The sequence below is a fragment of the Roseateles sp. genome (assembly GCF_047654785.1).
GTDB lineage: Bacteria > Pseudomonadota > Gammaproteobacteria > Burkholderiales > Burkholderiaceae_C > Pelomonas.
The window spans coordinates 140381-162868 of sequence record NZ_JASGKQ010000003.1; the positions used below are offsets into that span (position 1 = coordinate 140381).

The 22488-nt window shown below is 70.6% G+C and carries 24 protein-coding genes; 14 read left to right on the plus strand and 10 right to left on the minus strand.

Annotated features, from left to right (window positions below; all coding sequences use genetic code 11):
• Positions 1-30: 30 nt before the first annotated feature.
• The 5 genes from gspK to gspG are packed head-to-tail and all read right to left on the minus strand — an operon-like array spanning position 31 to position 2893.
• Positions 31-996 carry a type II secretion system minor pseudopilin GspK gene (gene gspK / locus QM788_RS09780; protein ID WP_415661303.1) on the minus strand — a complete coding sequence of 322 codons (966 nt, stop codon included), beginning with the start codon at positions 994-996 and terminating at the stop codon, positions 31-33.
• Complete coding sequence (locus QM788_RS09785) at positions 993-1610, minus strand: type II secretion system protein J (protein WP_415661304.1); 618 nt, start codon at positions 1608-1610, stop codon at positions 993-995. Before QM788_RS09785 ends, gspK begins: the two co-directional genes overlap by 4 nt.
• Complete coding sequence (gspI, locus tag QM788_RS09790; RefSeq protein WP_415661305.1) at positions 1607-1969, minus strand: type II secretion system minor pseudopilin GspI; 363 nt, start codon at positions 1967-1969, stop codon at positions 1607-1609. Before gspI ends, QM788_RS09785 begins: the two co-directional genes overlap by 4 nt.
• Positions 1966-2442, minus strand: coding sequence for a Tfp pilus assembly protein FimT/FimU (locus QM788_RS09795; protein ID WP_415661306.1), 477 nt, complete (start codon positions 2440-2442; stop codon positions 1966-1968). The genes gspI and QM788_RS09795 overlap by 4 nt, the downstream gene beginning before the upstream one ends.
• A gap of 19 nt (positions 2443-2461) precedes the next feature.
• The gene (gene gspG, locus QM788_RS09800; protein ID WP_415661307.1) at positions 2462-2893 is read right to left on the minus strand and encodes a type II secretion system major pseudopilin GspG; all 432 of its coding nucleotides are present in this window, start codon (positions 2891-2893) and stop codon (positions 2462-2464) included.
• A 47-nt stretch (positions 2894-2940) separates the two neighbouring features.
• Here gspG and QM788_RS09805 point away from each other — a divergent pair, with 47 nt between their 5' ends.
• Positions 2941-3543, plus strand: coding sequence for a hypothetical protein (locus tag QM788_RS09805; RefSeq protein ID WP_415661308.1), 603 nt, complete (start codon positions 2941-2943; stop codon positions 3541-3543).
• Between the two features lie 7 nt (positions 3544-3550).
• On the opposite strand, the gene QM788_RS09810 is transcribed toward QM788_RS09805, so the two are convergent.
• Together QM788_RS09810 and ilvA are read right to left on the minus strand one after the other, a co-directional pair.
• The gene (locus QM788_RS09810; RefSeq protein ID WP_415661309.1) at positions 3551-4630 is read right to left on the minus strand and encodes a nicotinate-nucleotide--dimethylbenzimidazole phosphoribosyltransferase; all 1080 of its coding nucleotides are present in this window, start codon (positions 4628-4630) and stop codon (positions 3551-3553) included.
• Positions 4631-4663: 33 nt separating this feature from the next.
• Complete coding sequence (ilvA, locus tag QM788_RS09815; protein WP_415661310.1) at positions 4664-6256, minus strand: threonine ammonia-lyase, biosynthetic; 1593 nt, start codon at positions 6254-6256, stop codon at positions 4664-4666.
• 284 nt (positions 6257-6540) lie between these two features.
• On the opposite strand from ilvA, the gene QM788_RS09820 reads away from it, so the two are divergent.
• Positions 6541-6972, plus strand: a complete 432-nt coding sequence (locus QM788_RS09820; protein WP_415661311.1) for an OsmC family protein — start codon at positions 6541-6543, stop codon at positions 6970-6972.
• Here QM788_RS09820 and coq7 read toward each other — a convergent pair whose 3' ends face one another.
• Positions 6973-7635, minus strand: a complete 663-nt coding sequence (gene coq7, locus QM788_RS09825) for a 2-polyprenyl-3-methyl-6-methoxy-1,4-benzoquinone monooxygenase (protein ID WP_415661312.1) — start codon at positions 7633-7635, stop codon at positions 6973-6975.
• A 196-nt stretch (positions 7636-7831) separates the two neighbouring features.
• Between coq7 and QM788_RS09830 the strand changes: the two genes are divergently transcribed.
• From QM788_RS09830 to QM788_RS09855, 6 genes are all read left to right on the plus strand, one after another.
• Entirely contained in the window at positions 7832-8845 is a 1014-nt protein-coding gene (locus QM788_RS09830; protein ID WP_415661313.1) for a porin, read from the plus strand.
• Positions 8846-9042: 197 nt separating this feature from the next.
• The gene (locus QM788_RS09835; RefSeq protein ID WP_415661314.1) at positions 9043-10101 is read left to right on the plus strand and encodes a porin; all 1059 of its coding nucleotides are present in this window, start codon (positions 9043-9045) and stop codon (positions 10099-10101) included.
• Positions 10102-10204: 103 nt separating this feature from the next.
• Positions 10205-11182 carry an ABC transporter permease gene (locus QM788_RS09840; protein ID WP_415661315.1) on the plus strand — a complete coding sequence of 326 codons (978 nt, stop codon included), beginning with the start codon at positions 10205-10207 and terminating at the stop codon, positions 11180-11182.
• 3 nt (positions 11183-11185) lie between these two features.
• Positions 11186-12109 (plus strand): ABC transporter permease, encoded by a 924-nt coding sequence (locus QM788_RS09845; protein WP_415661316.1) that lies wholly within the window; start codon positions 11186-11188, stop codon positions 12107-12109.
• 94 nt (positions 12110-12203) lie between these two features.
• The gene (locus QM788_RS09850) at positions 12204-13178 is read left to right on the plus strand and encodes an ABC transporter ATP-binding protein (protein WP_415661317.1); all 975 of its coding nucleotides are present in this window, start codon (positions 12204-12206) and stop codon (positions 13176-13178) included.
• Positions 13175-14173: an ABC transporter ATP-binding protein gene (locus QM788_RS09855; RefSeq protein WP_415661318.1), complete on the plus strand. Its 999-nt coding sequence runs from the start codon at positions 13175-13177 to the stop codon at positions 14171-14173. Before QM788_RS09850 ends, QM788_RS09855 begins: the two co-directional genes overlap by 4 nt.
• Here the strand turns inward: QM788_RS09855 and lptM are convergent, their stop codons facing one another.
• Complete coding sequence (gene lptM, locus QM788_RS09860; RefSeq protein WP_415661319.1) at positions 14174-14329, minus strand: LPS translocon maturation chaperone LptM; 156 nt, start codon at positions 14327-14329, stop codon at positions 14174-14176. It abuts the gene before it with no gap.
• A 17-nt stretch (positions 14330-14346) separates the two neighbouring features.
• Between lptM and cyaY the strand changes: the two genes are divergently transcribed.
• Entirely contained in the window at positions 14347-14682 is a 336-nt protein-coding gene (gene cyaY / locus QM788_RS09865) for an iron donor protein CyaY (protein ID WP_415662967.1), read from the plus strand.
• 6 nt (positions 14683-14688) lie between these two features.
• Here the strand turns inward: cyaY and QM788_RS09870 are convergent, their stop codons facing one another.
• Positions 14689-17076 carry a penicillin-binding protein 1A gene (locus tag QM788_RS09870; protein ID WP_415661320.1) on the minus strand — a complete coding sequence of 796 codons (2388 nt, stop codon included), beginning with the start codon at positions 17074-17076 and terminating at the stop codon, positions 14689-14691.
• A 283-nt stretch (positions 17077-17359) separates the two neighbouring features.
• Between QM788_RS09870 and QM788_RS09875 the strand changes: the two genes are divergently transcribed.
• The 5 genes from QM788_RS09875 to pilQ are packed head-to-tail and all read left to right on the plus strand — an operon-like array spanning position 17360 to position 22473.
• Positions 17360-18439 (plus strand): pilus assembly protein PilM, encoded by a 1080-nt coding sequence (locus QM788_RS09875; RefSeq protein ID WP_415661321.1) that lies wholly within the window; start codon positions 17360-17362, stop codon positions 18437-18439.
• On the plus strand, positions 18436-19038 hold the full coding sequence (locus tag QM788_RS09880) for a PilN domain-containing protein (protein ID WP_415661322.1): 603 nt from the start codon (positions 18436-18438) through the stop codon (positions 19036-19038). The genes QM788_RS09875 and QM788_RS09880 overlap by 4 nt, the downstream gene beginning before the upstream one ends.
• 5 nt (positions 19039-19043) lie before the next feature.
• Positions 19044-19739: a type 4a pilus biogenesis protein PilO gene (locus QM788_RS09885; RefSeq protein ID WP_415661323.1), complete on the plus strand. Its 696-nt coding sequence runs from the start codon at positions 19044-19046 to the stop codon at positions 19737-19739.
• Complete coding sequence (locus QM788_RS09890; protein ID WP_415661324.1) at positions 19736-20269, plus strand: pilus assembly protein PilP; 534 nt, start codon at positions 19736-19738, stop codon at positions 20267-20269. The genes QM788_RS09885 and QM788_RS09890 overlap by 4 nt, the downstream gene beginning before the upstream one ends.
• Positions 20266-22473 carry a type IV pilus secretin PilQ gene (gene pilQ / locus QM788_RS09895; protein WP_415661325.1) on the plus strand — a complete coding sequence of 736 codons (2208 nt, stop codon included), beginning with the start codon at positions 20266-20268 and terminating at the stop codon, positions 22471-22473. The genes QM788_RS09890 and pilQ overlap by 4 nt, the downstream gene beginning before the upstream one ends.
• Positions 22474-22488: the final 15 nt, after the last annotated feature.

The following is a 22488-nucleotide window of genomic DNA, read 5'->3' on the forward strand; positions in this document are numbered from 1 at the left end:
CGGGCGCGGCGCATTCTAGGAGGGGGCTTCTCAGCGCTCGATCAGCTGGTTGATGCGTTCGCGCGCCAGCACGGCCATGGTCATGCCCTGTCGCTCGATCAGCGAGCGCTGCTCCAGCTGCCGCTCGTCCAGGCGCAGCCGGCCGGTGACGATGAAGAACGACGAATCCACCGACGCGCGGCCCGTGCCGAACTCCACCGCGGCGGGCAGCAGCGCCGCGGCCTCCGTGACGGCCTGCAGCGGCCTGGCCTTGCGCGCCTGCACGACGCGCTCGGCCGAGGCCAGGTCCACGCCGTCGAACAGCGCGGCGATGACCTCGCGCGGCGCCGTGTTCAGGTTGACCGGCGTGGGCTTGGGCAGCAGCACGACGTAGGGCGCCAGGCGCTGCAGGGTGTCGGCGTCCAGCCCCAGCCAGCCGAGCTGGTCCAGGCCGGCGGGCTGCAGCGGGCGGTCGGCCCCGTCCGCCGGGCCGCTGGCGCCGCTGGCGGGCGCCGGGAAGGCGGCGCGCAGGCCGTTGATGATGACGGCGGCGCTGCCGGGCGCGGCGTTGGCCTGGTTGCACAGCCGCTCCAGCGTGCGCTGCTCGGCGGGCGGCACCTGCGGGCCGCCGAGCAGCGCGCGCAGGTTGTAGCGGGCCTGGGCGTCCTCGATGCTGCCGGACAGGAAGGCCTCGGGGCCGTCGCCGGCGGCCGCGCTGCGGTCGGCGGCCAGGAAGGTGGACAGCCGCGCCTCGGCCAGCGGCACGGCCCAGGGTTCGCCGAGGTGGTCGACGGGCTTGTTGCGGTTCTGCTTGGCGTCCTCCAGCAGGATCAGGCGGGCCCAGTCCAGCGCGCCCTGCAGGATCCAGGCGCTCTGCGCGCGGGCGCGGTCGGCGGCCTCGATCTGCACGGCGCGGTACTGCTGCCAGACCATGCCGGCGGCGAGGCTGGCGATCAGCGTGACGATGATCATCGCCGTCAGCAGCGCCGCGCCGGACTGGGTGCGCCGGGCGCTCATCGCACCGTCACCTCGAGTTCGCGCGTCAGCGTGCCGGCCAGGCCGCTGCCCTCGGCGAACTGCAGGGCGATGCGCAGGCCCGACGGCACCGCGTTGCCGGGCTTCTGCGGGCCGCCCGGGTCGCCGGTGGACTGGCAGTTGCTCCAGGCATTGCCCCAGAAGCAGTGGAAGTGCCAGGCGGCCACGCCCTGGAAGGCGCGCAGCGCCGGGTTGCGCCGGGTGAGCTGCTGCAGGCCGCGCTGGCGCTCGTCCTCCAGCGCCTGCAGCATGCGCTGCGGCGGGCTCTCCCAGCGCCACAGGCTGCCGTCGCGCAGGCTCCAGACGACGACCTGCATGCCGGCCGGCGCCTGGCGCGTCAGCACCAGGTTGCCGCCGTCGAAGGCCAGCGGCGGCACGCTGCCGCGGCTGTCCTGCAGCGCGCGCAGGTCCACCTCCCACTGCGCCAGCACGGTCTGCAGCCGCGCCGTCTGCGCCAGGCGCTCCTGCGCGATCTCGCGGCTGCGCACCAGCGCGTCGATGCCGCGCCAGGCCATCGCGGCCATGGTCGCCATGACGACCAGCGCGACCAGCACCTCCACCAGCGTGAAGCCGCGGCTGGGGCGGCCGGGCCTCATGACAGCCGGCCCATGATGGTGGACAGGCTCAGCACCGGCTGGCCCTGGTCGTTGGCGATCTCGGCGTCCACGCGGCGGAACAGCGGGTTGGGCGTGGGGCCGACCTTGAGCTTGCCGCGGTAGCTGCGGCCCAGCTGCTCGCAGGCGAAGGGGGTGTCGCCGATGTCGGGGAACTGGCCGGTCAGGCGCAGCTCCGTCAGCTGGTTCTCGGCGCACCACTGCGCGGCGCTGACCTCGGCCAGCCGCTCGGCGTTGCCGGCCAGCGCCCCGGCGGCCTTGATGCCGGCGGCCAGCGCGATGGCGACGATGACCAGCGCGACCAGCACCTCGATCAGCGTGAAGCCGCGCGCCGGCCTCATGGCGTCGCGGCGGCGATGTCGAACGCGGCCAGCCCGTCGGTGGCCAGCACCAGGCGCCGGTCGCCGAGCTGCAGGCGCAGCCGCTGCGCCGGGATCACCGGCTCCGGGCCGAGCTGCACGCCGGGCTGGGCGGCGGTGGCGTTCTCGACCTGGACCGCCACCGGGTCGCCCAGCCAGCGGGTGGGCAGCCGGATGGTGGGCGGCAGGCCGTCGAAGCGGAAGTCCTCGCCGGTCCTGGCGCCCTGCGGCACCCAGCGCACGGCCAGGCCCGAGGCGCGGCTCTCGGCGCGCGCCGTCTCCAGCAGCGCGGCCAGCCGCTGCGCCTCGCGCTCCAGCTGCAGCTCCATCGGGTCGCGCAGCGCCAGCGAGACGGTCGCGCTGGCGATGGCGATCAGCGCCACGACGACCAGCAGCTCGATCAGGGTGAAGCCGTTGCGCCGGCCGGGGCGGCCGCCGGCACCGGCTGCGCGCATGCGGGCGAGGGCCGGCAACTCACTGCCAGGAGCCGATGTCCGCGTCACGGCCCTCGCCGCCGGCGCGGCCGTCGGCGCCAAAGCTGTAGACGTCGACCTCGCCCTTCACGCCCGGATTGGCGTACTGGTAGGGGTGGCCCCAGGGGTCGTTGGGCAGCTTCTCCAGGTAGGCCTTCCAGTTCGGCGGCGGCGTGCCGGCCGTGGGCTTGCGCACCAGCGCGTCCAGGCCCTGCTCGGCGCTGGGGTAGCGCTGGTTGTCGAGCTTGTAGAGCTTGAGCGCCTGCATCAGGTTGTTGACGTCGGTGCGCGCGGCGGTGACGCGGGCGTCCTCGGCGCGGTCCAGCACATTGGGCACGACCAGGGCCGCGAGCACGCCGATGATGACGAGCACGACCAGCAGTTCGATCAGCGTGAAGCCGCGGGCGAGGGAGGAACGGCGCAGGGCAGGCATGGGCGAGGGGCTCGGGCAGGCAGTGAACGGGCCATCATAATGGGCCGATGGCTGCTCGATTGATGGCGTTCCTGGTGTGGCTGCTGCTCGGCGGCTCGGTGGCTTATTGGGGCCTGCAACTGCTGGCGCGGCCGCTGGCGATGCCGGGCTCGGTGCTGCCGGTCGGCGAGACGCGCGCGACGCAGGTGGACCTGGGGCGGCTGCTCGGCACCTCGCTGCCGCAGTCCGCGCCGGCCGCCGAGGCGGTGGCGTCCACGCGGCTGCGGCTGCTGGGCGTGGTGGCGCCGAAGAGCGCGCGGGCCGCGGAGGCCGGCGAGGGCGTCGCGCTGATCGAGGTGGATGGCGTGCCGCGCACCGTGCGCGTCGGCGCCGTGGTGGACGGGGACTTGCGCCTGCTGCGCGTCGGTGCCCGCAGCGCCAGCCTGGGCCTGGCCGGCCAGGCGCCGGTGCAGGTGCTGGAGATCGCGCCGCCGGCGGCGCCGGTCACCGGCTCGCTGCCGCCGGCGCTGCCGTCCCAGGTGGTGCTGGGCGGCAACCCGCCCGACACGGCGCCGCCGCCCGCCGCGGCGCCGGTGCCGCCGGAGGGGGTGGCACCCGCCAACCCGGGGCTGCCGCTGGCCGGCCCGCCGCCGCAGCAGCAGCGGCGCTGACGCGGGCTCAGCCGCCCAGCGTCGGGATGCGGCCGGCCTCGGCCGCGCCCGGGCGCGTGGCCAGGCGGGCCTCGGCCACTTCGTGCAGGTCGGTCAGCAGCGCGGCGGCGGCGCGGATCATGGGCCAGGCCAGCGCGGCGCCGGTGCCGTCGGTGCTGTCCATGCCCAGCTCCAGCAGCGCCGAGGCGCGGAACAGCGCCAGCGCCTCGTCCAGGCCGCGGTGCACATGGCTGCGGCAGAACACCGCGTAGTCGGTGACGGGCGCGCAGATCAGCGACGCGAGCTTGAGCGCCGCGCAGGCGGCGATGCCGTCCACGATGATGAGGCTGCGCTTGCTGGCGGCCACCAGCATCGCGCCCACCATCACCGCGATCTCGTGGCCGCCCAGCGCGGCCAGCACGTCCATCGGCTCCTTGGCGTCGCGGTGGCGGGCCTGCGCGGCGTGCAGCACGTCGAGCAGGTGGGTCAGGGCGTCCTGGCGCATCGCCGGGCCGGAGACGACGAAGTCCCGCACCGGCTGGCCGGACAGGCGCGACAGCACCAGCGCCGCGCACTCGGCCGAGCCCTGGCCCAGCGCCGCGCAGGCCAGCACGTTGCCGGGCAGGTTGTCGGCGATCTCCATGCCCACGCGCACGCCGGCATGGGCGTGCTCCAGGCTCATGGCCGGGGAGGTGCGCGCGTTGCGGGTGCCGTGCGCCACCTTGCGTGCCAGCAGGCGGGCGTGCGGCGGCAGGTTCTCGGCGACGCCGCAGTCCACCACGGTGAGGTGCAGGCCCTGCAGCCGCGCGAAGACGGACACCGGCAGCTGCGCATGCAGCGCCATCTGCACCTGCTCCCGGGTCGGGCGGCCCCAGGGCGCGCCGATGCCGTCGACGACGATGCCGTGGTCCGCCGCGAAGACCGCCAGCACCGGGTCGCGGAAGCGCGGCGTCAGGCTGTTCTGCACCAGGCCCAGCCGCACGGCCAGCGGCTCCAGTTCGCCCAGGCTGCCGGCGATCGCCGACCGGCGGTCGACGCGGTCGCGCAGCGCTTTCTCCAGGTCGGGGTTGGCGGTGGGGGAGATCAGCGACTGTTGGGCGACGGTCATGGCGCGGGCGGGGTCGGGCCCCCGGATTTCAACTCAACCCAGGAACAAGCGGTAGGCCGGGTTGGCGCTTTCGTCCTCGAACGGGTAGTTCAGGCCGGCGAGGAACTCGCGCAGCGCCGCCGCGGCGCCGCGCGGCACCTGGATGCCGACGAGGATGCGGCCGTAGTCCGCGCCCTGGTTGCGGTAGTGGAACAGGCTGATGTTCCAGTCCGGGTGCATGCTGGACAGGAACTTCATCAGCGCGCCCGGCCGCTCGGGGAACACGAAGCGGTACAGCCGCTCGTCCTTCGCCAGCTCGCTGCGGCCGCCCACCATGTGGCGCACATGCTGCTTGGCGAGCTCGTCGTTGGTGAGGTCCAGCGTCTGGAAGCCGGCCTTCGTGAAGGTGCGGGCCAGCCGGGTGGCCTCGCCGGGCTTGGGCGTGGCCACGCCGACGAAGACGTGGGCCACCTGGGCGTCGGCGATGCGGTAGTTGAACTCGGTGATGCTGCGCGGGCCGAGCAGCTCGCAGAAGCGCCGGAAGCTGCCGCGCGCCTCCGGCACGGTCACGGCGAACAGCGCCTCCCGGTGCTCGCCCACCTCGGCCCGCTCGGCGACGAAGCGCAGGCGGTCGAAGTTCATGTTGGCGCCGCAGGTGATGGCGATCAGCGTCTGGCCCTTGGCGCCGGTCCCGGCGACGTACTGCTTGACGGCCGCGACGCTCATCGCGCCCGAGGGTTCCAGGATGGAGCGGGTGTCCTCGAACACGTCCTTGATCGCCGCGCAGACGGCGTCGGTGTCCACGACGATGTAGTCGTCCACCAGCTCGCGGGCGATGCGGAAGGTCTCCTCGCCGACGAGCTTGACGGCCGTGCCGTCGGCGAACAGGCCGACGTCGTTGAGCTGCACGCGCTTGCCGGCCTTGACCGAGCGCAGCATGGCGTCGGAGTCGGTCGTCTGCACGCCGATGATCCTGATCTCCGGCCGCAGCGCCTTCACGTAGGCGGCGATGCCCGAGACCAGCCCGCCGCCGCCGATGGCGACGAAGATCGCGTCGATGGGGCCGGGGTGCTGGCGCAGCAGCTCCATCGCGATGGTGCCCTGGCCGGCGATGACGTCGGGGTCGTCGAAGGGGTGGACGAAGGTCAGGCCCTGCTCGCCCTCCAGCGCCTTCGCGTGGCCGTAGGCGTCGGTGAAGCTCTCGCCGTGCAGCACGACCTCGCCGCCCAGCGCCTTGACGGCGTCCACCTTGACCTGCGGCGTCGTCACCGGCATCACGATGACGGCGCGGCAGCCCAGCTTCTTCGCCGACAGCGCCACGCCCTGCGCATGGTTGCCCGCCGACGCGCAGATGACGCCGGCCGCGCGCTGCGCGGGCGTCAGGTGCGCCATCTTGTTGTAGGCGCCGCGCAGCTTGAAGCTGAACACGTCCTGCTCGTCCTCGCGCTTGAGCCAGACCTTGTTGCCCAGGCGCCGGGACAGCTTGGCCGCATGCGCCAGGTCGGTCTCGCGGGCGACCTCGTAGACCCGGGCGTTCAGGATGCGCTGCAGGTAGCTGCTGCCGGGCGGCAGCATCGCGGGAGCGGCGGATGAGGCTTTGGGCGTCGCCTTGGACGCGGGCGGGCGGCGGCGCGAGGGGGCGCTCATCGGGTCTCCATGCGTTTTTGTTGCAGCGCCGCATGATAAGACCGGCGTCGCGCCGCTCAGCGGCGCGCCAGCGCCGGACCGCTTCGCGCAGCGGAGCGGTTCGCCAACTCCAACTGACAGGCAAAAAAAACCCGAGCTCTTGCAAGCTCGGGTTGAATCCACCATGGAGGCGGTGGAGGAGACAATCGGTGCGAAACGTCTTCGCGTGGGAGCAGTGTAGCGCCGAGTTATGCTGCACCGCAATAAAAATTGTGTGAAGGAATTGGGGTGCGCCCCTAGAGAACATGGAATGCACCGTCAACTGGCTGGGCGCCGAGGGCCCCAGCGGCATGAGCTTCATCGCTGAAACCGGCAGCGGCCATGTGCTGTCCATGGACGGCGCGCCGGACGGCGGCGGCCGCAACCTCGCGCCGCGGCCGATGGAAACCGTGCTGGCCGGCACCGGCGGCTGCACGGCCTACGACGTGGTGCTCATCCTCAAGCGCGGCCGCCACGACGTGCGCGGCTGCAAGGTCACGCTGAAGGCGGAGCGCGCCGGCAGCGACCCCAAGGTCTTCACGGCCATCCATTTCCACTTCGCCGTCAGCGGCCGGGGGCTGAAGGCCGAGGCCGTCGAGCGGGCCATCGCGCTGTCGCACGAGAAATACTGCTCGGCGACCGCCATGCTGGCCAGGACCTCGGCCATCAGCACCTCGTTCGAGGTCGTCGAAGCCTGATCAGACGCGGTGCGCCACGGTCGTCATGACCCGGGCCGCCGCGCGCATCAGCCCGCGCACCGGCGCCGGCAGCGGCAGGGCGCCGGCCGCGAGCGCCGCGTCGGCGTGCTCGGCCTCCTCGCGCTTCATCTGGTCGACGATGGCCCGCGACGCGGCATCGGCGGGAGGCAGCCGGTCCAGGTGCGACGCGAGATGGGCCTCGACCTGCCGCTCCGTCTCGACGACGAAGCCCAGGCTCCAGCGGTCGCCCGCCAGGCCCGCGGCGCTGCCCCAGGCGAAGGCGCCGGCCCACCACAGCGGCGCCAGGCGGCTGGTGTGCGTGCCGAGCTCGGCCACCCGGTCGGCCGTCCAGGCGAGGTGGTCCAGCTCCTCCTGCGCCGCGTGCTCGAACTGGCGGCGCTGCGCGTCGGTGCGGGCGAACAGCGCCTGCGACTGGTACAGCGCCTGCGCGCAGATCTCGCCGACGTGGTTGACCCGCATCAGCGCGCCGGCTTCGCGGGCCTCGCGGGCGCTCAGCGCCGCCTCGGGCAGGCCGGCGGCGGGCGACGGGCGCGCGGCATGCGTGCGCGCGAACACCGTGCGCAGGCCGGCGTCGAGTGCGATGAGGAAGCGGTCGCCCAGGCCCGATGAGCGAGAATGAAGGCTGCTGGCTGGCGATTGCATTCAGTTAGGAAAAGTTGTGATGAAAAAATCGTGACACTTTGATGTGTCGTTGTGGCGCGCCAACGGAAATTGATAATTTCATATCCGTGAATTCCCCAATCGGCGCAGCTGTAGTGCAATACGCCCACTTCCTCACAGGAGGTGAGCCGCAGCGGCCTTCCGGCCGGCGGCTCGGACGAATACCAAGGAGTATCGAATGAAGAAAGCTCTGATTGCCCTGGCCGCCTTCGGTCTGACTGGCGCTGCCGTCGCGCAATCCTCGGTCACCCTGTTCGGCGTCGTCGACGCCAACATGCGCTACACCAAGTCCGGCGACAGCAAGCTCAAGCAGCTCGGCACCGACGGCCTGAACGCCAGCCGCCTGGGCGTGCGTGGCACGGAAGACCTCGGCGGCGGCCTGAAGGCCGGCTTCTGGCTCGAAGCCGCGCTGAACCCGGACACCGGCACGGCCGACTCCAGCCGCTTCTGGGGCCGCCGCGCCAGCGTCAGCCTGATGGGCGACTTCGGTGAAATCCGTCTGGGCCGCGGCAAGACCTCGACCCGCCTGCACATCGACGACTTCGATCCGTACTCGACGACCGGCCTGGGCGATGCGTCCAAGGTCTACTCGACGCTGGGCAGCGGCGCCGACACGCTGAACCGTTCGGACAACCTGGTCCAGTACTTCCTGCCGAGCACGCTGGGCGGCTTCTACGGCTCCGTGGACGTCGCCGCTGGCGAAGGCGCCACCGGCAAGAAGATGATGGGCGGCCGCTTCGGCTACCAGAACGGCCCGCTGAACGTGGCCGTGGCCGCGGAGCAGACGACCGGCGTCGGCGGTGCGAAGTTCAAGCAGGCGTCCATCGGCGGCGCCTACGACTTCGGCGTCATCCGTCCGTCGCTGAACTACAGCGAAAACAAGTTCAACGCCGCCAAGCAGTCGATCTACACCTTCGCGCTGACCGCGCCGGTCGGTTCGCAAGGCCAGATCCTGGCGTCCTACACGGACTCCAAGGCCAACGCCGCCGCCGAAACCATCAGCGGCGTGGGCGATGCCAAGCTGCTGGCCGTGGGCTATGTCCACAACCTGTCCAAGCGCACCGCGCTGTACGGCACGGCCTCGCAGATCAAGAACAACGGCCTGGGCCGCTTCGCCGTCGTCGGTTCGCCGTCCGTGGCCAATGGCGCGAAGTCCAGCGGCGTCGACGTCGGCATCCGCCACAGCTTCTGATCCCGCGCGGCCGCAGCGCCGCAGCGATGTCAGCCAAGCCGCCTCCGGGCGGCTTTTTTCATGGGCGGGACCGCGGTGCAGCGCGGGTCGGGTGTGGGCAATCAGCAACAGCCAGCGCTGGATGGCGAGCCGGTTCGTTGAGAATAGGCCCGGTTCACCTTTCCTAGCAGGAGACAACCTTGATGAAAAAAGCAACCTTGGCCGTTGCCGTTCTGGCCGCCAGCACCTCTGCCGCCTGGGCCCAGTCCAGCGTCACCCTGTACGGCATCGTGGACGCTGCCGTGCGCTACACGTCCAACAACAACGGTTCGCAGAAGCAGCTGATCCCCGGCGGCATGTCGGAAAGCCGCCTGGGCATCAACGTCGTCGAAGACATGGGTGGCGGCGTGAAGGCGCTGGCCAACATGGAACACCGCCTGAATTCGGACAACGGTACCGTGTCCGCCGGCGACTTCTGGCGCCAGGCCTGGGTGGGCCTCGAGTCCAGCGAATTCGGCCAGATCCGCCTGGGTCGCCAGTACAACGTGCTGTTCGACCTCTACACCTCGACCTACGCCTCCTTCCGCTACTCGCCGTACATCGAGGCGTACAAGCCCGAGATCGGCCTGTCGGCGGGCGCCCGCCAGAGCAACATGGTCAAGTACCTGGGCAAGGTGGGCAACGTCTACGGCGAAATCCAGGTGTCGGCCGGTGAAGGCTCGTCGCAGTCTGACAAGACCATCGGCGGCCTGCTGCGCTACAACGACGGCGCCTTCGGCTTCGGCGGCGCCTACCTGCAGGTGGAAGACCTGCAGGGCAAGAAGGTCAAGGCCACCACGGTCGGCGGCTCCTACACGTCCGGCCCGCTGTACGTGAACCTGTCCTGGGGCCAGAACAAGTTCGACCGCGGCAGCGTCCTCGGCCCGGCGTTCACCGGCGCCCTGATCAAGGGCTACAACGGCAACCCGGTGCTGAACGCCATTTCGGGCGACGTGCAGAAGCGCGACATGGTGATGGCCGGCCTGACCTACCAGCTGACGACCCAGCTGAACCTGGGCGCCCAGTACTGGCACGCCACGCAGACGCACTACACGCCGGCCCTGGCCAACACCAAGAGCAAGTCCGACTACTTCGCCGTCGTGGCCGACTACGCGTTCTCGAAGCGCACCGACGCCTACGTCGAAGCGGACATCACCAAGTACAAGGGCGCGGTCGCCTTCGCCAACGGCGCGACCAAGCGCGGCGGTGCGATGGTGGGTGTGCGCCACCGCTTCTGATCCTCGGGGCATCCCCAGGGTACACACGGGCCGCGTCAGCGGCCCTTTTCATTTCAACCGCCCGATCCTGAGCCCTTGATTCCGGCCGCCTGACGTCCACAGCATGCTGGTCTTCGTCCTCCGCCGCCTGGTCCAGGCCGCCGTCGTGATGCTGTCGGTGGCCTTCATCGCCTTCATGCTGTTCCAGTACGTGGGCGACCCGGTCGCGAACCTGCTGGGCCAGGACGCGACCGAGGAGCAGCGCATCGCGCTGCGCAAGGACCTGGGCCTGGACCAGCCTTTTCCGGTGCAGTTCGCGCGCTTCGCGGCCAACGCGGTGCAGGGCGAGTTCGGCATCAGCCTGCGGCAGGGCCGCAAGGTGTCGGCGCTGATCGCCGAGCGCTTCCCGGCGACGCTGGAGCTGGCGCTGGTGGCGGGCCTGATCGCGCTGGGGCTGGGCATCCCGCTGGGCGTCTACGCGGCGCTGCGGCGCGGCAAGGCCGGCGCGCAACTGCTGATGGCGGGCACGCTGTTCGGCGTCAGCCTGCCCAACTTCGTCATCGGCATCGTGCTGATCTGGGTGTTCGCCGTCGAGCTGAAATGGCTGCCCAGCTTCGGCCGCGGCGAGGTCGTCGCGCTCGGCGCCTGGACCTCCGGGCTGCTGACGCGCGACGGCCTGCTGCACCTGGTGCTGCCGGCGGTCACGCTGTCGGCCTTCCAGCTGACGCTGATCATGCGGCTGGTGCGCGCCGAGATGCTGGAGGTGCTGCGCACCGACTACATCCGCTTCGCCCGCGCCCGCGGGCTGACGGACCGCAGCGTCTACTTCGGCCATGCGCTGAAGAACACGCTGGTGCCCGTCATCACGATCACCGGCCTGCAGCTCGGTTCGCTGATCGCGTTCGCCATCATCACCGAGCAGGTGTTCCAGTGGCCGGGCATGGGCCTGCTCTTCATCCAGGCCGTGCAGTTCGCCGACATTCCGGTGATGGCGGCCTACCTGTGCCTGATCTCGCTGATCTTCGTCGTCATCAACCTCGGCGTGGACCTGCTCTACGTCGCTGTCGACCCGCGCCTGCGCGTCGAAGGCAAGCCGCACTGAACCATGAGTCCCGCCCCCGCGTCGGCGCTGCGCCGCTTCTTCGACGGAGACGTCTGGCACTCGTTCCGCTCGTCGCCGGTGGCGGTGGGCGCGGCCGCCGTCACGCTGGCCTGCTTCGTCTGCGCGCTGTTCGCGGAGCTGGTGGCGCCGCACGACCCCTTCGACCTGGCGACGCTGGAGCTGATGGATTCGCTGAAGCCGCCCGCCTGGGTCGAGGGCGGCGAGGCGAAGTATTTGCTGGGCACCGACGGCCAGGGGCGCGACATCCTGTCCGCGCTGATGTACGGCGCCCGCATCTCGTTGCTGGTGGGCTTCGCGTCGGTGCTGCTGTCGCTGCTGATCGGCGTCAGCCTGGGGCTGCTGGCCGGCTTCGTCGGCGGGCGCACGGACGCCTTCATCATGCGCCTGTGCGATGTGATGCTGTCGTTCCCGTCCATCCTCGTGGCGCTGATGATCAGCGGCATCGGCCGCAGCCTGTTTCCCGACGCGCCCGACACGCTGGCCTTCGTCGTGCTCGTGTTGGCGATCGCGCTGACCGGCTGGGTGCAGTACGCGCGCACCGTGCGCGGCTCGACGCTGGTGGAGCGCAACAAGGAGTACGTGCAGGCCGCCCGCGTCATCGGCGTCGGGCCGCTGCGCATCATGCGCCGCCACGTGCTGCCGAACGTGCTGGGGCCGGTGCTGGTGCTGGCGACCATCCAGGTCGCGTCGGCCATCATCACCGAGGCGACGCTGTCCTTCCTCGGCGTCGGCGTGCCGGCCACCAGCCCGTCGCTGGGCACGCTGATCCGCAACGGCAACGACTACCTGTTCTCCGGCGAATGGTGGATCACCGCCTGGCCCAGCCTGACGCTGGTGCTGATCACGCTTAGCGTGAACCTGCTGGGCGACTGGCTGCGCGACGCGCTCAATCCCCGCCTGCGATGAATATGGTCTTCGATCTGACGGCAGCGGGCCGAGCGCCGCCGGCCCGCATCCCCTTGGGGCAGCGGCCGATGTACCCATCGGGCGAGGGGCGCCAATGAACTTGCTCGACGTCAGCCACCTGCGGGTGGAGTTCCCGACCCGGCGCGGCACGCTGCTGGCGCTGGACGACATTTCCTTCTCGATCGCGCCGGGCGAGATCCTGGGCGTGGTCGGCGAGTCCGGCGCCGGCAAGTCGCTGACGGGCGCGGCCATTATCGGCCTGCTGGACCCGCCGGGCCGCATCGCCGCCGGCGAGATCCGCCTCGCGGGCCGGCGCATCGACAACCTGCCGGACGAGCAGATGCGCCGCGTGCGCGGCCGCGAGATCGGCGCCGTGTTCCAGGATCCGCTGACCTCGCTGAACCCGCTCTACACCGTCGGCCGCCAACTGGTCGAGACCATCACGACGCACCTGGACCTGAGCGCCGCCCAGGCCCGCGCCCGCGCCATCGAGCTGCTGGCGGCCACCGGCATCCCCGCGCCCGAGGCCCGCGTGGACCACTTCCCGCACCAGTTCTCCGGCGGCATGCGCCAGCGCGTGGTCATCGCGCTGGCGCTGGCGGCCGAGCCCAAGCTCATCGTCGCCGACGAGCCGACCACGGCGCTGGACGTGTCCATCCAGGCGCAGATCATTGCGCTGCTGAAGCGGGTCTGCCGGGAGCAGGGCGCGGCCGTCATGCTGGTCACGCACGACATGGGCGTCATCGCCGAGACCTGCGACCGCGTGGCCGTCATGTACGCCGGCCGCATCGTCGAGATCGGGCCGGTGGCCGAGGTCATCCACCGGCCCGCGCACCCGTACACGGTGGGCCTGATGGGCGCCATCCCGGCGATGGACGGGGACCGCGAGTGGCTGCTGCAGATCGACGGCGCGATGCCGCGGCTGACGGCCATCCCGCCGGGCTGCGCCTTCAACCCGCGCTGCGGCCGCGCGGTCGACCGCTGCCGCGCCGAGCGGCCGGAGCTGGCCGGCGTGGCCGCCACCCGCGCCGCCTGCTGGCGACCCGTCGCCGGGGAGGCGCCGCGATGAGCCGGCCGCTGGTCGAGGTGAAAGACCTGGCCAAGGTCTTCGACGTGTCGCCGCCCTGGCTGGACCGCGTCATCGCGCGCAAGCCCCGGGCCTTCGTCCATGCGGTGGACGGCGTGTCGTTCGGCATCCAGCGCGGCAGCACGCTGGCGCTGGTGGGCGAGAGCGGCTGCGGCAAGAGCACCGTCGCGCGCCTGCTGGTGGGCCTGTACGGCGCGACGCGCGGCACGGTGCATTTCGACGGCGAGGACCTCTCGCAGACCCTGGCCGGCCCCGGCGCCCCGGCGCTGCGGCGGCGCATGCAGATGATCTTCCAGGATCCCTATGCGTCGCTGAACCCGCGCTGGAAGGTGCTGGACATCGTCGCCGAGCCGCTGCGCGAGCACGGCCTCGTGACGCAGGGGGCGGCGGCGAAGCAGCGGGTCGGCGAGCTGCTCGGCGCCGTGGGCCTGAACCCGGCCGATGCCGGGAAGTTCCCGCACCAGTTCTCCGGCGGCCAGCGCCAGCGCATTTCCATCGCCCGCGCGCTGGCCACGCAGCCCGAGTTCCTCGTCTGCGACGAGCCGACCTCGGCGCTGGACGTGTCCGTGCAGGCGCAGGTGCTGAACATCATGAAGGACCTGCAGCGCCGGCAGCAGCTGACCTATCTGTTCATCTCGCACAACCTGGCCGTGGTGCGCCACGTGGCGGACGACGTGGGCGTCATGTACCTGGGCCGGCTGGTGGAGGTGGCGCCCAAGGCCGAGCTGTTCGCGCGGCCGCGCCACCCGTACACGCGCATGCTGCTGGATGCGATCCCCGACATCCACATGACCGGCCGCGCCCGCACGCCGGTGCAGGGCGAGGTACCCAACCCGCTGAACCCGCCCAGCGGCTGCAGCTTCCACCCGCGCTGCCCGCTGGCCAACGCGCGCTGCCGGGCCGAGCGGCCGGCGCTGCTGGCGGCGGGCGGCGTGCGCGTGGCCTGCCACGCGGTGGCGGAGGGGCGGACCGGCTGATCAGCGCGCCGGGGCGGGCGCGGACGCGGGCACGGAGGCCGCGCCGGCCGGCTTGGGCAGCATCAGCGGCCCCTTCTGCCCGCAACCCGCGAGCGCGGCAAGGGTGATGGACAGGGCGAGGAGTCGCCCGCCTACACTGGCGGCAGTCTTGTTCATGCGCCCAGTTTATGTCCCTGTCCGACGCCGAATACCTCGCCAAGGCCCATGCGCTGCTCGCGCGCATCGAGGCGCAGATCGATGCCTGGCTGGATGACGACGTGGTCGACATCGACAGCCACCGCACCGGTGGGCTGCTGGAGCTGAGCCTGCCGGGGGCCGGCGCGGGCAGCAAGATCGTCATCAACACCCAGCCGCCGCTGCAGGAGATCTGGCTGGCCGCGCGCTCGGGCGGCTACCACTTCAAGTGGGACGGCGCCCGGTGGGTGGACCGCGAGGGCCAGGAGTTCTTCGCGCGGCTGTCGGAGAGCGCCAGCGAGCAGTCCGGCCAGGCGCTGACGTTCAGCGCCTGAGCGCGGTCAGCGCTTGAAGAGGTCCAGGATGGACTTCTTCTCCTCCTCGGTGGCCGCGGGCGGCGTGTCCGGCTCGGCGGCCAGTTCCCGCACGCCGCTGCCCGAGGTGTATTCCTCGTAGAACCACTCGCCGTCGATGTTGACGACGCCCTCGGGCGGCGCCACCTCGTCCACCGGCTTGTTCTTCAGCGAGAAGCCCATGTACTCGATCCACACCGGCAGGCTCAGGCCGCCGCCTGTCTCGCGGTCGCCGAGCTTGCGCGGCTGGTCGTAGCCGATCCAGACGATGGCCACGACGTCCTTCTGGTAGCCGGCGAACCAGGCGTCCATCGAGTCGTTGGTGGTGCCGGTCTTGCCGTAGATGTCGGGCCGCTTCAGCGCCGCCTGCGCGCGCGCGGCGGTGCCGCTGCGCGTGACCTCCTGCAGCAGGCTGCTCATCAGGAAGGCGTTGCGCGCGTCGATGGCGCGCGCCGCCTCGGCCGGCGCGGCGGGCTGGGCCTCGTACAGCAGCCGGCCCTTGTTGTCGGTGATGCGGCTGATCAGCTGCGGGTTGACGCGGTAGCCGCCGTTGGCGAACACCGCATAGCCCTGCGCCATCTGCATGGGCGTGACGGAGCCGGCGCCGAGCGCCATCGTCAGGTAGGCCGGGTGCTTGTCGGCGTCGAAGCCGAAGCGCGTCAGCCAGTCCTGCGCATAGCGCACGCCGATGGCGTGCAGCACGCGGATCGACACCATGTTCTTGGACTTGGCCAGCGCCGTGCGCAGCGGCATCGGGCCCTCGAACCTGCCGTCGTAGTTCTTGGGCTCCCAGGGCTGGCTGCCGGTGGTGCCGGCGTCGAAGAACAGCGGCGCGTCGTTGACGATGGTGGCCGGCGTGAAGCCCTTCTCCAGCGCCGCCGAGTAGATGAAGGGCTTGAAGCTGGAGCCCGGCTGGCGCCAGGCCTGGGTCACGTGGTTGAACTTGTTCTTCGCGTAGTCGAAGCCGCCCACCAGCGCGCGGACCTGGCCGTTGCGCGGGTCCAGCGACACGAAGGCGCCTTCCACCTCGGGCAACTGCGTGATGGTCCACTCGCCGCCGGCCTTCTGCTTCGGGCCCTTGACGACGCGGATCACCGCGCCGCGGCGGATGCGGGTCTTGGGGTTGCCCTTGTCGGACAGCCCGGTGGTCGCGGGCCGCAGGCCGTCGCCGGTGATCGTGACCACGTCGCCGCTCTGCAGCACGGCCGTGACCTGCTTGGGCGAGGCCTCCAGCACGACGGCGGCCAGCAGCTCGTCGTTGGCCGGGTGGTCGGCCAGCGCCTCGGCGACGCGCGTGTCCAACGCCCGCGCGTCGCCCGGCAGGTCGGCGTAGGCCTCGGGGCCGCGGTAGAGCTGGCGCCGCTCGTAGTCGAGGATGCCGCGGCGCAGCGCGCGGTAGGCGGCGTTCTGTTCGGCGCTGTTGAGCGTCAGGTAGACGTTCAGGCCGCGGGAATAGGCCTCGTCGCCGTACTGGCTGTAGATGAGCTGGCGCGCGGCCTCGGCGACGAACTCGGCATGAGAGGCCGCCTCCACGACCGGGCGGATGCGCAGCTTCTCCGCCTTGGCGGCGTCGCGCTGCTCCTCGGTGATGTAGCCCGTCTCGTACATCCGCTCGATGATGTACTGCTGGCGGATGGTCGCGCGGCGCGGGTTGTTGATCGGGTTGTAGGCCGACGGCGCCTTGGGCAGCCCGGCCAGCATGGCCGCCTCGGCGACGCTGATCCCGTCCAGCGGCTTGCCGAAATAGACCTCGCTGGCCGCCGCGAAGCCGTGCGCGCGGTGGCCCAGGAAGATCTGGTTCATGTAGATCTCGAGGATCTTCTCCTTGGGCAGCGCCGCCTCGATCTTCAGCGCCAGCAGGATCTCGTAGATCTTGCGCGTGAAGGTCTTCTCGGTGGACAGGTAGAAGTTGCGCGCCACCTGCATCGTGATCGTCGACGCGCCCTGGCTGCGCGATTCGCCGACGTTGGCCAGCCCGGCGCGGACGATGCCGAGGTAGTCCACGCCGCCGTGCTGGTAGAAGCGCGCGTCCTCGATGGCCAGCACCGCCTCCTGCATCACCTTCGGGATCTTGTCGATCGGCAGGTAGTTGCGCCGCTCCTCGCCGAACTCGCCCAGCAGCACGCCGTCGCCGGACAGCACGCGCATCGGCAGCTTGGGGCGGTAGTCGGTGAGCCCGCCGATGTCCGGCAGGCGCGGGTAGGCCAGCGCCAGGCCCAGGGCCAGCAGCAGCGCCACGGTGGCCACGCCGCCGGCGGCCAGGCCCAGCACCCACAGCGCCACGCGGCCCAGCCGGGCGGGCAGTCGGGAAGCGGCGGAACCGGCGCTGGCTGCGGGAGACGGGCTGGACGCAGCGTTTCGGGACTTGTCGTTCATGGGCCGGCTGGGGCGCGCCTGCGGGCGCGTGGGGACGAGGCGGCGGATTATAGAAAGCGCGCCGGCTGCGCTCGGCCGGGTCTGCGCCGCGCCGAATCCCGTGCAAATGACCGCATCCCGGTGTTTTTTCAGGGGCTTGCGGGTGGGTTGCTTCGTGTATGTTTCGCAACGTGGTGCGGCCGTCTGCCGCCGGATTTTCATTCGGTGTCAAAGGCTTTGCTGCTAGCATTCAAGTAACTTATTAATAGTCCGGCGCGTTGCGCGCGTGCCGGGGACAAAGGGCATGGGAATACTTGACGCACTTTTGGGTCGCAAGCACCCCCCCCTGATTGGCCTGGATATCAGCTCCTCCAGCGTCAAGCTGGTGGAACTCAGCCAGACCAAGAATGGCGAATTCGTCGTGGAGCGATTCGCCAGCGAGCCCTTCGAAAAGGGCTGGATCGCGGACGGCCAGATCGAGAAGTTCGACGAAGTCGCCGACGCGGTGCGCCGCGTCGTCGCGCGCAGCGGCTCGCGCACCCGCGACGCGGCGCTGGCCATGCCGCAGTCGGCCGTCATCACCAAGAAGATCATGCTGCCCGCCGGCCTGCGCGAGGAGGAACTGGAGCTGCAGGTCGAGGCCGAGGCCAACCAGTACATCCCGTTCTCGCTGGACGAGGTGAGCCTGGACTTCTGCATCATCGGCGCCAGCCCCACGTCGGTGGGCGACGTCGAGGTGCTGATCGCCGCGTCGCGCAAGGACCGCGTGCAGGACCGCCAGGGCCTGGCGGAAGCGGCCGGCCTGCGCCCGGTGGTGCTGGACATCGAGTCGCACGCGTCGCGCATGGCGATGGGGCGGCTGATCGCCGCGCTGCCCAACGAGGGCAAGGACGCGCTGGTGGCGCTGTTCGAGATCGGCGCCGACACCACCAGCCTGAAGGTGCTGCGCGACGACGAGCTGCTGTACGACCGCGACCAGTCCTTCGGCGGCTCGCAGCTGACCCAGCTGATCTCGCGCCAGTACGGCTTCTCGTTCGAGGAGGCCGAGCAGAAGAAGCTCGCCAACGAACTGCCCGAGGACTACGAAGCCAGCGTGCTCAACCCCTTCGTCGACAGCCTGTCGCAGGAGATCGGCCGCGCGCTGCAGTACTTCTTCACCAGCACGCCGCACCACAAGGTGCACTACGTGATGCTGGCCGGCGGCACGGCCACGCTGCCGGGCCTGAAGGAGCGGGTGACCGACCTGACCGGCTTCGCCTGCATGGTGGTCAATCCCTTCGAGAACATGGGCCTGGGCTCCGCGGTGCGTGAGTCCCGGCTGCGGCGTGAGGCGCCGTCGTACCTGACCGCCTGCGGTCTGGCGATGCGGAGGTTCTTCCAGTGATCCTGATCAACCTGCTGCCCTACCGCGAGGAGCGCCGCAAGCGCCGCAAGACGGCGTTCTTCGCCGGCATGGGGCTGGCCGCGGTGGCCGGTGCGGGCCTCGTCGTCGCGGCCTACCTGCTGCTGCAGTTCCTGACCGCGGAACAGCAGTCGCGCAACCAGTACATCCAGTCCGAAATCTCCGGGCTGGAGGCGCAGATCAAGGACATCGCCAACCTGAAGTCGGAGATCGAGTCGCTGAAGTCGCGCCAGCGCGCGGTCGAAGACCTGCAGGCCGACCGCAACACGCCGGTACAGCTCCTCAACGACCTGGCGCGCCTGGCGCCCGAGGGCATCTACCTGACGGCGATCCGGCAGGACAACAAGGTCGTCACCGTCAGCGGCATCGCGCAGACCAATGAGCGCGTGTCCGAGTTCCTGCGCAACGTCTCGCGCAGTTCCGAGTGGCTGGAGAAGCCCGACCTCATCGAGGTCAAGCTCGCCAACGTCAGCACGAACACCCGCGAGCAGCGCCGCCTGCTGGACTTCTCCATGAAGGTCTCGATCAAGACACCGCCGCAGGACGCGGCGCCGGGCGCGTCCGCCCCGCTGAAGGGCTGAGCGACATGGCCACCACATCCGCAACAGCGCCCAAGTTCGACCTGAACGCCTGGTTCGCCGAGTTCAGCGCCCAGTTCCAGGGCCTCAACCCCAAGGAGCCCGGCCAGTGGCCGCTCGCGCCCAAGCTGGCCGCGGCGCTGGCGGTCATGGTGGTGACGGTCGTCGTCGGCTACTTCGCGCTGCTCTCCGAGGTGCAGGACGGCCTGGACGCCGAGCGCGCCCGCGAGCCGCAGCTGCGCCAGGACTACACGCAGAAGCTGGCGCAGGCGGTCAACCTGCCCGAGCTGCGGCGGCAGAAGAGCCAGGTCGAGGAGTACGTGACCCAGCTGGAGAAGCAGCTGCCCGGCAAGGCGGAGATCGACTCGCTGCTGTCCGACATCAGCAGCGCCGGGGTCGGCCGCGGCCTGCAGTTCGAGCTGTTCAGGCCGGGCCAGGTGGTCGTCAAGGACTACTACGCCGAGCTGCCGATCGCGCTGAAGGTCTCGGGCCGCTACCACGACATCGGCGCGTTCGCGGCCGACGTGTCCAACCTGTCCCGCATCGTCACGCTGCACAACCTGGTCGTGCAGGCGCCCACCGGCCGGGATGCGGCCAGCGGCGCGCTCAGCATGGAAGCCACCGCGCGCACCTACCGCTACCTGGACGCCGCGGAAGTAGCGGAGCAGAAGAAGGCAGCCACCAAGGCGGGAGGCCGCAAATGAAGCGCTGGCTGATGGCATCCTGCGCGGCGGCCGCCGCCGCGCTGCTGACCGGCTGCGGCGGCGACATGGACGAGCTGCGCCAGTGGATGGAGCAGCAGCGCAAGGAGGTCAAGCCGACCGTGACGCCGCTGCTGCCGCCGAAGAAGTTCCTGCCGCAGCCCTACGAGTCGGGCGCGGGCCAGGACCCGTTCAGCGCACAGAAGCTCAGCGTGGCGATCCGGCAGGAAGCGGCGCAGCCCAATTCGCTGCTGACTGCCGAGATCAACCGGCGCAAGGAACCGCTGGAGGCCTACCCGCTGGACACCATGTCCATGGTCGGCAGCCTGACGCGCGACGGCCGGCGCTATGCGCTGCTGCGCGTGGACAACCTGCTGTACCAGGTCAAGGCCGGGGACTACCTCGGCCACAACTTCGGCCGCATCACCAGGATCAGCGAGACGGAAATCACGTTGCGGGAAGTCGTCCAGGACGCTGCGGGCGAGTGGATTGAACGCACCAGTACCCTCCAGCTACAGGAGCAGGGACGATGAACGAGACATTGCAGGAGCGCAAGCCGATGGGACGAGGCGGGTTGCTGGGAATCGCACTGGCGTGCCTGGCCGCGTCGAGCGCCTGGGCGCAGACGCAGATCCGCGCGATCAACACCAGCCAGCAGGCCGGCGTCGAGGTGGTGCGCGTCGAACTGAGCGAGCCGCTGGCCGCCGTGCCGACCGGCTTCACGGTGCAGACGCCGCCGCGCATCGCCATCGACCTGCCGGGCGTGGTCAACGCCATCGGGCGCAACCAGATCGACATCAACCAGGGCAACCTGCGCTCGGCCGCCGTCGCGCAGTCCGGCGAGCGCTCGCGCCTGGTGCTGAGCCTGCGCCAGGCGTCCAGCTACACCGCGCGGCTGGAAGGCAACGCGCTGGTGCTGGTGCTGGGCGCGTCCGTGCCGGCGGCGCAGCCGGCCGGCGAGCCGGTGCATTTCGCGCAGAGCCTGAACACGGCGCCGCAGCCGCTGCGCGACATCGACTTCCGCCGCGGCACCGACGGCGCCGGCCGCGTCATCGTCAACCTGCCGAGCAACCAGGTCGGCGTGGACATCCAGCAGCAGGGCCAGAACCTGGTCGTCGAGTTCCTGCGCTCCAGCCTGCCCGAGGCGCTGCGCCGCCGCATCGACGTGACCGACTTCGGCACGCCGGTGCAGCGCGTCACCACCACGCAGTCGGGCGACCGGGTGCGCATGGTCGTCGAGCCGCGCGGCAACTGGGAGCACAGCGCCTACCAGAGCGACAACCAGTTCGTGCTGGAGGTGCGGCCGCAGAAGGTGGACCCGAACAAGCTGACGCAGGGCCCGGGCTTCGCGGGCGACAAGCTGTCGCTGAACTTCCAGAACATCGAAGTGCGCGCGCTGCTGCAGGTCATTGCCGACTTCACGAACTTCAACGTCGTCACCAGCGACACCGTGACCGGCAGCGTCACGCTGCGCCTGAAGGACGTGCCCTGGGACCAGGCGCTGGACATCATCATGCAGGCCAAGGGCCTGGGCCTGAAGAAGTCCGGCAACGTGCTGTGGATCGCGCCCAAGGAAGAGCTGGCCACGAAGGAAAAGCTCGACCTGGAGGCCAAGGCCGCGATCGCGCAGCTGGAGCCGCTGCGCGCGCAGTCCTTCCAGCTCAACTACGTGAAGGCTGAGGACATCGCCCGCGGCCTGACCGGCCAGAGCCTGGGCTCCGGGTCCGGCGGCAGCGGCAGCAACAGCGGCTACGGCGGCAACAGCAGCGGCAGCGGCCAGGGCTCGGGCACGCGCATCCTGTCGCCGCGCGGCAGCGTCATCTCGGAGTCGCGCACCAACCAGCTGTTCGTGTCGGACATCCCGAGCAAGCTCGAGGAAATCCAGGCCATGATCGCCAAGATCGACGTGCCGGTGCGCCAGGTGCTCATCGAGGCGCGCATCGTCGAGGCCAGCGACCGCTTCGGCCGCGCGCTGGGCATCAAGCTCGGCGCCAACGACCTGCGCGGCCAGCAGGGCGGCATCCCGGGCTGGAGCGTCGGCGGCGGTAACTACGTGACGCTGGGCGGCAACTACAACGGCGTCGGCTCGCAGACCCTGCAGGGCGCCGCGACGGACTACAACAACACGCAGTTCATCAACCTGCCGGCCAACGTGTCGTCCGACAGCTTCAGCGGCGGCACGGCGGCGCAGATCGCGCTGTCGCTGTTCAGCGCCTCGGCCAACCGCTTCCTGAACCTGGAGCTGTCGGCGCTGGAGTCCGACGGCAAGGGCAAGATCGTCTCCAGCCCTCGCATCATCACGGCCGACCAGGTGAAGGCCATCATCGAGCAGGGCGAGGAACTGCCCTACCAGGTGGCCACCGCCAGCGGCGCCACGTCCATCGCGTTCCGCAAGGCCAACCTCAAGCTGGAGGTCACGCCGCAGATCACGCCCGAAGGCAGCGTCATCCTGAACGTGGACGTCAACAAGGACAGCCGCGGCACGCTGACGCCGCAGGGCTACGCGATCAACACCAAGCACGCCCAGACCCAGGTGCTCGTCGAGAACGGCGGCACGGTCGTCATCGGCGGCATCTTCACGCAGGACGAGGGCGAGACCGTCAACAAGGTGCCGCTGCTCGGCGACGTGCCGGTGCTGGGCAACCTGTTCAAGAACAAGACCCGCACCACCTCCAAGACGGAGCTGCTCATCTTCCTGACGCCCAAGGTCGTCAGCGAGCGGACGTCGGTGCGTTGAGGCCGGACCTGGGCA